The sequence below is a fragment of the Henriciella aquimarina genome (assembly GCF_002088975.1).
In the GTDB taxonomy this organism is placed as follows: Bacteria; Pseudomonadota; Alphaproteobacteria; order Caulobacterales; family Hyphomonadaceae; genus Henriciella; species Henriciella aquimarina.
This window is the reverse complement of record NZ_NCST01000078.1, coordinates 1-9,414: the sequence shown is the minus strand read 5'-3', so window position 1 is coordinate 9,414 and position 9,414 is coordinate 1. Positions and strand designations below refer to the sequence as shown.

The 9,414-nt window shown below is 61.2% G+C and carries 9 protein-coding genes; 8 read left to right on the top strand and 1 reads right to left on the bottom strand.

From position 1 onward, the window contains the following. From B8784_RS12905 to B8784_RS12880, 6 genes are all read left to right on the top strand, one after another. Positions 1 to 585 (top strand): efflux RND transporter periplasmic adaptor subunit (locus B8784_RS12905; RefSeq protein WP_143435292.1); only part of this gene is annotated, 585 nt, incomplete at its 5' end. 12 nt (positions 586 to 597) lie between these two features. Next, positions 598 to 3,711: an efflux RND transporter permease subunit gene (locus B8784_RS12900; RefSeq protein ID WP_084398366.1), complete on the top strand. Its 3,114-nt coding sequence runs from the start codon at positions 598 to 600 to the stop codon at positions 3,709 to 3,711. Further along, complete coding sequence (locus B8784_RS12895; protein ID WP_084398365.1) at positions 3,695 to 3,943, top strand: hypothetical protein; 249 nt, start codon at positions 3,695 to 3,697, stop codon at positions 3,941 to 3,943. The genes B8784_RS12900 and B8784_RS12895 overlap by 17 nt, the downstream gene beginning before the upstream one ends. Continuing rightward, complete coding sequence (locus B8784_RS12890) at positions 3,927 to 4,859, top strand: cation diffusion facilitator family transporter (protein ID WP_084398364.1); 933 nt, start codon at positions 3,927 to 3,929, stop codon at positions 4,857 to 4,859. Before B8784_RS12895 ends, B8784_RS12890 begins: the two co-directional genes overlap by 17 nt. A 4-nt stretch (positions 4,860 to 4,863) precedes the next feature. Next, on the top strand, positions 4,864 to 5,223 hold the full coding sequence (locus B8784_RS12885) for a SpoIIAA family protein (protein WP_084398363.1): 360 nt from the start codon (positions 4,864 to 4,866) through the stop codon (positions 5,221 to 5,223). A gap of 333 nt (positions 5,224 to 5,556) precedes the next feature. After that, complete coding sequence (locus B8784_RS12880; RefSeq protein WP_084398362.1) at positions 5,557 to 5,751, top strand: hypothetical protein; 195 nt, start codon at positions 5,557 to 5,559, stop codon at positions 5,749 to 5,751. 572 nt (positions 5,752 to 6,323) lie between these two features. Here B8784_RS12880 and B8784_RS12875 read toward each other — a convergent pair. Then, positions 6,324 to 7,520, bottom strand: a complete 1,197-nt coding sequence (locus B8784_RS12875; RefSeq protein WP_084398361.1) for an MFS transporter — start codon at positions 7,518 to 7,520, stop codon at positions 6,324 to 6,326. Between the two features lie 106 nt (positions 7,521 to 7,626). Between B8784_RS12875 and B8784_RS12870 the strand changes: the two genes are divergently transcribed. Then, positions 7,627 to 8,547, top strand: coding sequence for a LysR family transcriptional regulator (locus B8784_RS12870; RefSeq protein ID WP_084398367.1), 921 nt, complete (start codon positions 7,627 to 7,629; stop codon positions 8,545 to 8,547). 214 nt (positions 8,548 to 8,761) lie between these two features. After that, positions 8,762 to 9,414: acyl-CoA dehydrogenase family protein (locus tag B8784_RS12865; protein ID WP_199288584.1), on the top strand; the 653-nt coding region annotated here is incomplete at its 3' end.

Genomic DNA, 9,414 nt, shown 5'->3' with positions numbered 1-9,414 from the left:
CAAGCCTATGTGACGGCTCCCCTTGCCGGAGAGGTGATTCAGCGGAGCGTTTCTCTTGGAGAAACCGTATCGGCTGGCGGCGCGCCCATCTTTGTCATCATCGATGATAGCGTCGTCTGGGCCGACATCGCCGTCTACAAGGAAGATCTCGGCAAGGTCAGCGAAGGCCAGACCGTGACCTTCCAGCAGGAAGATGGCCGCGTCCTGGCCGAAGGGACAATTTCAAATGTCCTGCCTGTCATCAATGAGGCATCCCGCACCGCGACCGCGCGGGTCATTGTCGACAATGCCGAACACAGGCTGAAGCCCGGTCAGTTCGTAACGGCGCGGATCGACACGGGAGAGGGGCGCCCCGTCGTGCGCGTTCCCTCCGATGCGATTGTCAGTGTTGAAGACAGGATGTCGGTCTTCGTCCCGACGGATGACGGGTTCGAACCGCGCGAGGTCCGGACAGGAGAGAGTGCAGGCAGCTATACCGAGATCATTTCCGGGCTCGAGGCCGACGAAGCATTCGTTGCCGAGGGCGCCTTCACCCTGAAAGCGCAGCTTGAAAAAGACGCTTTCGGCGACGGCCACGCACACTAGGAGACCCGCAAAATGATCAATTTGATGCACCGCCTTGCGGGTGGCCGGCTGCTTGCCGCCATTGCCGCACTCGCCCTGTCCATCGGCGGCCTGTTTGCCTTTCGCAGCCTTCCCGTCGATGCCTTTCCCGATCCCTCGCCCTCGCTGGTCCAGGTCTTCACGGAGACTGAAGGCCTGTCACCCGAAGAGGTCGAGCGCTATGTCACCTATCCGATCGAAACGGCCATGTCCGGCCTGCCCAAGGTTGAGGAGATCCGCTCGACGTCCAATTTCGGCCTGTCCGTCATCAATATCTATTTCGAGGACGGCACGGACGTCTATTTCGCGCGCCAGGTTGTCGGCGAACGTCTTGGCGAGGCGGGCGAGGCCATCCCCGAAGGCTTCGGCACGCCGAAGATGGGACCGATTTCGACCGGCCTTGGCATTATCATGTACTACCGTCTCGTCGATGAAACCGGCGAGCGGTCGCTTGTCGAGTTGCGCGAGATCGCTGACTGGATGATCAAGTATCCGCTCCAGTCCGTTGAAGGCGTGACCGAAGTCCTGTCGCTCGGCGGCTTTGAAAAGCAATATCAGGTCCGGCTCGATCCAGACCAACTGACGTCCTATGATCTCAGCGTAAGTGACGTCATCGGGTCGCTGGAAGCCGCCAACAAGACGGCGGGTGCGCAATTCATCGAAATTGGCGCCGAGCAGTACACAGTCCGCGGGGTAGGCCTCGCGCGCACTCTCGATGACCTGCGTGAGACGCCGGTCAGGACTGTGGACGGACGGACCGTGCGTGTCAGCGACCTTGGTGAGGTCGCAATCGGCGGCGGGGTCCGGCAGGGCCTTGCGACCGCCAATGGCGACGGCGAGACGGTCGCGGGCCTCGTCCTGAAACTCTATGGCACCAACACATCGGAGGTCATCGAGAACGCGCAGGCGCGCTTTGACGAGATCAACCGGTCGCTTCCGGACGGGGTGAAGGCCGTCCCGTATTATGACCAGGGCACGCTGGTGAAGAAGGCGGCGGCGACCGTGACCACCGCGCTCTGGCAGGGTGCGCTGCTGGTCGCTGTTATCGTCTTTCTGTTCCTGGGCGGCTGGCGGCCAAGCCTGGTCGTCGTCATGGCCATTCCGTTTTCTGTCGGTTTTGCCTTCATTACGATGAGCGTCCTCGGTATCGGGGCGAATCTCATGACGCTTGGCGGCGTGGCGATTGCTATCGGAATGATGGTCGACGGGGCGATCGTCATCGCTGAAAACGTTGATCGCGGCTTCCGCGAGCGGCGTGAAGGCGAAGACAGCCGCACCACGGTTGCGCGGGCGAGCGCCGAGGTGATTGCGCCGCTGATAGCTGCGGTCGCCGTCGTGATCATCGTCTTCCTGCCGCTCTTCTCGCTACAGGGCACCGAAGGCAAGACGTTCCGGCCGCTGGCTGCGTCCGCCGCGCTCGCCATGACCGGCTCGCTGCTCTATGCGGCGCTGATTGCCCCTGCCATGGCGCTTGGCCTCATGCGACCGCCGAAAAGCAATGAAAAGGCGGGCGACAGCCGGCTGACATTGCTCATCAAGCCGCTTGCGGCTTTCTTCGTCCGGCGGCGGTTTGCGGCCCTCGGACTTGCGGGCGTCTTGCTCGTGGTTGGGGGCCTCTCTGCGACGCGCCTCGGATCGGAGTTCACTCCGGCGCTGGAGGAAGGCGACGTTATCTTGAGAGTGACTATGGCCCCCTCGATCTCCCTCACCGAAGCGAAGGAAACATCGACGCGGATCGAGCAAAGAGTGCTGGACTCTTTCCCAGAGGTCAGTTCGATCGTCAGCCGGATCGGCCGCGGGGAAGTCGGCGCGCATGCCGACCCTGTCAACAGTATCGAGGCCTTCGTGGCGCTCAAACCGCGAAGCGAATGGCGGGAGGGGATCAGCCCGAACGAACTTCGCGCCGCCATCTCCGACAATCTCGGCAGCTTCCCCGGTGTCCGGGTCAATGTCGGCCAGCCGATCGCCATGTCGGTCGATGAACTCCTGACCGGGACGAAGGCGCAATTGGCGGTCAAGATCTTCGGGCCGGATACGGAGGTTCTGCTGGAAGGCTCGCAGGCCTTGCAGGCGATCCTGCAGGCGGTTCCGGGAGCAAGTGATGTCCAGGCCGACCAGATCACCGGCGCGCCGCAACTTGTCGTCTCGCTCGACCGTCCGGCGCTCGGGCGCTACGGTTTGAGCGTTGAGGAGGCGCTCGAGGCCCTGCGCTCCGGTGTCGGCGGGGCCGAGGCTGGCGCCGTGTTCGAGGGGGTGCGCCAGTTCCCCGTCATCGTGCGCTATGCCGAAGAGGACCGCGACACGCCGGAGGCCATTGGCCGCATCATCCTGCAATCGGCCAGTGGCGCACGGGTCCCGCTCGAAAGCGTGGCTGACATCAGGGAGATTGTCGGACCGCGTCAGATAACGCGGGAAAATGGCGAGCGGTTCATCACCGTCCAGCTCAATGTCAGGGGCCGCGACATTGGCAGCTATGTCGCCGATGCGCAGGAGGCGGTCGCCGGTCAGCTCGACCTTCCGGCCGGTTACCGCGTCGAATGGGGCGGGCAGTTCGAACTCCAGCAGGAAGCGAATGCGCGGTTCGCCGTCGTGATCCCGATCACACTCGGCATCGTGTTCCTGATCCTGCTATTAACCTTCGGGCGCATGAAATCGGCCATTCTGATCCTGCTCAACATTCCGCTGGCGCTGACCGGCGGGGCGATGGCGCTCTGGGTCGCAGGTCTGCCGATTTCGGTGCCGGCGACGGTCGGCTTTATTGCCCTGTTCGGCATCGCCCTCGGCAATGGCATGGTGCTGGTCAGCTTCATGGACGATTTCGCCAGGGAAGGCCGTGGCCGCGATGAACTTGCTGTCGAGGCGGCCGGCTTGCGGGCGCGACCTGTGCTGATGACGGCGCTGACGACGGCGCTCGGCCTTGCGCCTCTGCTCTTCGCAAGCGGTGTCGGGGCGGAAGTGCAGCGCCCCCTGGCCACCGTGGTCATGGGCGGCCTCGTCTCATCAACGGTGCTCACACTGCTGGTATTGCCAGCCCTCCACCGCTGGTTCGCGCCGAAGCCCGACGCGCACCATTCTTTGTTGGAGGCCGAACATGTCCATCCATCGTGAACGTCGCATTGCTATCATGTCCGTTTTTCTCGCAGCCCTAGCGGGCTGCGTGAGCCTCGGCAATGCAATGGCCTCCCTGTCAAGGGAGCAGGTGGCGACGGTTCGGGAAGAATGCGGCCTGATGCCCGCGAAGAGCCGCATGAAGAAATCCGCAGACCTGCGGCGACGAACCTACCTCGCTTGCAAACGCAATGTGCTGGAAAAGGAGACGGATCGTGGCGCACTCACATGATCATGACGGTCTTGATCCGGAGAGCGGCGATCGCCGGGTTTCCATCGCCATCTGGGCAAACGCACTACTAACAGTAGGTCAGGTCATCGGGGGTATCCTGTCTGGCAGTCTCGCGCTGATTGCCGACGCCCTGCACAATTTCTCTGATATGGCGTCGCTCGTCATCGCATTCGCTGCGCGCAAGATTGCGCGGCGGCCGGCTGATGAACGGATGACCTACGGGTATGGCCGCATCGAAATCGTCGCGGCCCTGATCAATTACACATCCTTGATCATCATCGGCCTCTATCTGGTCTATGAGGGTGTCATGCGGATCATTGATCCGCCCGCCGTTGGCGGCTGGACGATCGTTATTCTGGGTGGCGTAGCATTGGTCGTCGATACACTGACGGCGCTGTTGACCTACTCCATGCAGAAAGGGAGTCTGAATATACGGGCGCTCTTCCTCCACAATCTTTCGGATGCACTCGCATCGGTGGCCGTCGTTGCAGGCGGCGCGCTCATTCTCCTCTATGACTGGAGACTGGTAGACCCGCTCGTGACAATCGGTATTGCGGGATATATTCTCTACCTGTCGTTCCGCGAAATCGGTGGGCCTATCCGTATGCTGATGCTCGGTAGCCCACCCGACATCGACAACGGCGCAGTCGTGGAAGCGATGCGAAGTGTTGATGGCGTTGCGGACGTTCACCATGTGCATCTCTGGCAGATGCAGGAACACGAGACGGCGCTCGACTGTCACGTCGTTGTGCCTGAGCAAAACTGGTCGAGCATCGAGATCATAAAGGCGGCGATCAAGGAGCGTTTGAACAAGCGCTTCAATATTGGTCATTCAAGCCTTGAGTTCGAGCGCGAAGACAACGCTCACCAGAACGCCTCTGTTTACGGGCACGCATCCTCCCGAAGAAAGGAGTAGATTTATGTTTAGCGAGATATTGACCGAATATGACGATGTCTTCGGGGTCGGGTGCAAAGGCAAACTGACAAGGGAAGAGATCCGGCGAATGCACGATCTGCTGCATAAGCGCGTCGCCAATGTACATCAGGGCCTTGTCATTGATCTGACTGATTTCGAGGGGTATGAGGGCCTTGGCGCACTGCTTGAGGATCTTAAAGTTGACACTGCGCACCGAAACGACTTCGCGCGCATTGCAGTCATCGGCGACCGGAAGTGGATGGAATGGGGCAGTGCGCTCGCCGGCGCTCTGACCCGCGCCGAAATGCGTTGGTTCGATACCGGCGCAACTGCCGAGGCTGCTATCTGGGCGCGTGGCTTCTGAGCGGTCTGGCCGAGAGGTTTAGAACAGTAGCGGCACATCGCCAGAAGGAACGGACTTGAGACGTTCGCTCGCTCAGAAGCATCGGCGGCCTGAAACCGAACAATGCGCCTCCGTTAGCACCAACGCAGATGCCTGGGTGCATCAGTGGGGCCTAAGTCCTCGTCACAATTCATCGCTTACAAAACTGGCGAAGGTGGGACCGGCCGAGTATGTTCGATTATTGCGGTTCGCAAATTCCGCAGCACGGTTGCGCGATCAGCTCTCACTATTATCCGCACTCGGCGGCGAACCCAACTTCAGTCGCAAGGTTAGACCCAGGAGCGAAGGCAGGCGGTGAGCGAGATCGACATCGAACGTATAGAGCGAGCAATCAAAAAGCTGGCCGTTCTGATCGACGAGACTGGAGAGGATTTCTGGCCGATCCTGGAGAGGCTCGAGGCTGAACGAGACAAGATCCTGTCCCGAAAGCAACGTCTGGAACGATATTTGGGTACGGAACTCGCCCACTATCCGAAACCGGACGTGTGAGCTCCACCGGTTGGGGGAGCGAATGAATGAACCAGCAGTTTCCAAAAGCCGCTTGAGCAAACTCCCGACCCCGGCCTAACGTCTGCTTTGCGGACGCCGCCTTGAACAGTGGCTATCACCTGTCAGGGGGCAAAGATCATCGTCTCCTCGGCCACAGGCCGACGCATTCCAATCCCATTTGTCTGGAAAGGCTAAAAGCGCAATCGCGCTGTGTGCGAACGGAAACGGGAGGCGCGGCAAACGATTCCATCTACCAACCGACTGTGTTTGTCGCTGCTTGTCCTTCCGGGTCGAAACTTACATTCGCCTCGAACCAAAACTGGCTCACGAAACTATGGACCAGAAAATGGACAAATCATGGACCAGAAAACAGAGACACTCCGCGCAATCGATTGAAAGTTACGGAATTTACCGATGGGTTCACACGCGTCACTGGGCTCCTGTCAAATTGCCTGCGAAGACAAGTGAAGTGCTGATTTTATTTAACTTTAGCGCCTCAAACAGGAGGTGGTACTTCCGTCTAATTCCCTCCGGGCCCACCACCAGAATATCTCTGCCTAGACGTCGCGCGTTTAGCGGGTCTTGTGTGCGGGAAAGCCGTGACGGCGAGCGAAGACCGTCACCGCCGCGGACGCAGCAAGCAAGGCCAGAAGGCATGGCGCGAAGGCCCAGGTACCGAACTGCTCGAGGAGCATGCCGCCGGCAAGAGCGCCTCCGGCGATAGCCATATTCCAGACCGTCACCAGCATGGATTGCGCGAGATCTGCAGCCGGGCCAGCCGTCTTGGCGCTTGCGGTTTGAAACAGGGTCGCGCAACCGCCGAAAGCGAGGCCCCAGATCGCGGCAGCTGTGTAGATGACGGCCGGCGCATCGCGCCCCATCCAGAGTGCTGCGACCGCAAGGCCGAACAAGGCGGTGCAGGCAAGGGTCAGCGTCCGCAAGTGCCGGTCGATCAGAACGCCGACGCCCCAGATGCTGAGAAGGGAGGCCATTCCAAAGACCAGCAGCACGGTGTCGGTCCGGCCGACCATGCCCGCCGCTTCGAGAAATGGCGCGATATAAGTGTAGAGAAGATTGTGCGCGAGCACGAAGGCGAGGACGACGAAGAGCACGGGCCGTATGCCGGGCAGTGTGAAGACGTTTTTCAGCGACCGGCGCGCGCCTGCGGCTTCCCCGGCATAGTCCGGAACCCTCGCTAGGACCCAGACAATCAGAAGAACGGTGAGCCCGCTGATCAGGCCGAAGCAGGCGCGCCAGCCGATAAGGGCGCCGAGATAGGTTCCAGCCGGAACGCCGAGAGACAGCGCCAGCGGCGTTCCGGCCATGGCGATGGCAATCGCCCGGCCCTTGAGATGATCAGGAGCCATTCGCGCCGCATAACCGGCTGCCAGCGCCCAGAGCAGTCCAGCCGAAACACCGGCAATGAAACGCGCCACCAGGGTCAAACCATAGTGTCCGGAGATTGCGGTGACTGTATTGGCCACCAGAAATCCGGCGATTGCGGTCAGCAAAAGCGGGCGCCGGCGTATGCCTTGCGTGAATGTGGTCAGCGGTATCGCCGCAAGGAGGGAGCCGACGGCATAGACCGTGACGAGCTGGCCTGTCGCGGCTTCCGTGACGTTGAGCCCCGCGCTGATCTGCGGCAGCAGGCCGGCGGGAAGGGCCTCGGTGAGAATGGTGATGAAGGCCGCCATGGAAAGCGCAAGAAGGCCGCTCCAGGGCAGGCGGTCATGTATTGGCGGCAAAGGCGTTGGGGATGCTGACGTCATTGCGGGGCCTCATTCAGGTGTTGATGAAGCCACAGCCATGACACGCGTCTCATTTCGGAAAAATATGCTTCAATTCTAATCACTTCGGACTATTGTGTCCGCTATTATGTCGTCTCTCACAGACAGTCTTGGTGCGTTGAACGTCTTCGTTCAGGCCGCAGATGCCCGGAGTTTCACGGTTGCGGGCCGGCAGCTCGGCATTTCGTCATCGGCCGTCGGGAAGGCGGTGGCGCGGTTGGAGGAACGCCTGGGCGTGACGCTGTTTCACCGCTCGACCCGGGCCATAACGCTGACGCCTGACGGCAGCATGTTCCTGGAGCGCTGCCGGCGGATCCTGAGTGAAATGGAAGTGGCCGAGCTGGAGCTTTCTCAGCGGCGCGAGCACCCCGGTGGCGTGCTGCGGGTTAGCCTGCCTCTGGTCGGTATGCTGATGATGCCGACGCTGTCGGCCTTCATGCGCGCCTGGCCGGAGATCGAGCTTGATCTCGATTTTACCGACCGGCTCGTGGACGTCGTCGAGGAAGGCTTCGATGCGGTCATCCGCACCGGCGAGGCGAGCGATTCCAGACTGATGACCCGGGCCCTTGGCGAGTTTCGGTTCAAGCTTGTCGGTGCGCCAGCCTATTTCGAACAATACGGGCTTCCTCGCACGCCTGGCGACCTGTCAGCGCATCGCGGGCTGCATCACCGATACCCCTCGACCGGCAAGCTGGAAGAATGGTTACTGGTCGATGCAGACGGAGCATTGGTGGAAAGTGCGCCGAAGGCTGCGGTTTCGAGCGCGATCGAACCCTTGCTGTATATGGCGGAGCACGCGCAGGGCATCGCTTTCTTGCCCGACTTCGCCGTGAGCGACCGTCTTGCAGACGGGACCCTGGTCAGCATTCTGGATGACGCCGTTCAGCGCAGCGGGTCCTTCCGCATTCTCTGGCCGTCGAGCCGGCACATGTCGCCAAAGCTACGGGTGTTCGTCGACTTCATGGCGCAGGCGCTTTTTCCCGGGCGCGGCAACCACGCTGGCACCTGACACGCGTTTGCCGGCGAATGAGCGCCTGATATCGGGCATTGGTCAAGGCCTCGATATGTCTGTCCCAGCCTTTCGGACCCCGAGTCAAATCGGGTTGTCTGTGCGATCAATGCACGACCCTGATTAAAAGCACAGGTAGCCGCCGGGGCCATAGGCCCGTATGGCTCGTCATCAGTTCTGAAAAAACAAAGAAACGGGACGGGAGACGAGAAAGATGACTTATCCAGACCAGAATAAGGCCGAAGAGATCGGCGCGCGGGTGGAAGCCTTTGTCCGGAATACGGTGGCCTCTTATGAGCGCGATCCGCGTCTGGAGGAACACGGGCCCTCGGCTGAGCTTGTGAAGGAGCTGCGCGAGAAGGCCCGCACGGTGGGGGTTATGACGCCCCATATCCTCGAGGATGGCAGCCACCTTTCCCAGCGCGGCACGGCCCATGTGCTCCAGAAGACCGGGCTTTCCCCGCTTGGGCCTGTGGCCTGCAATACCGGCGCCCCGGACGAGGGCAACATGTTCCTGCTCGGCAAGGTCGCTACGCCGGACCAGCATGACCACTTCCTGAAGCCGCTTGTCTCCGGCGAGGCGCGCTCGGCCTTCTTCATGACCGAGCCGGCCGCCGATGGCGGGGCCGGCTCCGACCCGTCCATGATGCAGACGACCTGCGTGCAGGACGGCAATCACTGGGTCATCAATGGACGCAAGACGTTCATCACCGGCGCCGAGGGCGCAAAGGTGGGCATCGTCATGGCGAAGGCCGAGGAAGGCGCCTGCATGTTCCTCGTCGACCTGCCGGACCCGGCGATCCGTATCGAGCGCGTCCTCGACACGATCGACAGCTCCATGCCGGGCGGGCATTCCGAGGTGGTCAT

What these genes read in the sequence shown, in the direction of transcription:
- B8784_RS12900 (WP_084398366.1), top strand. Translation starts at nt 598, where the DNA reads ATGATCAATTTGATGCACCGCCTTGCGGGTGGCCGGCTGCTTGCCGCC.
- B8784_RS12895 (WP_084398365.1), top strand. Translation starts at nt 3,695, where the DNA reads ATGTCCATCCATCGTGAACGTCGCATTGCTATCATGTCCGTTTTTCTC.
- B8784_RS12885 (WP_084398363.1), top strand. Translation starts at nt 4,864, where the DNA reads ATGTTTAGCGAGATATTGACCGAATATGACGATGTCTTCGGGGTCGGG.
- B8784_RS12875 (WP_084398361.1), bottom strand. Translation starts at nt 7,520, where the DNA reads ATGACGTCAGCATCCCCAACGCCTTTGCCGCCAATACATGACCGCCTG.
- B8784_RS12870 (WP_084398367.1), top strand. Translation starts at nt 7,627, where the DNA reads ATGTCGTCTCTCACAGACAGTCTTGGTGCGTTGAACGTCTTCGTTCAG.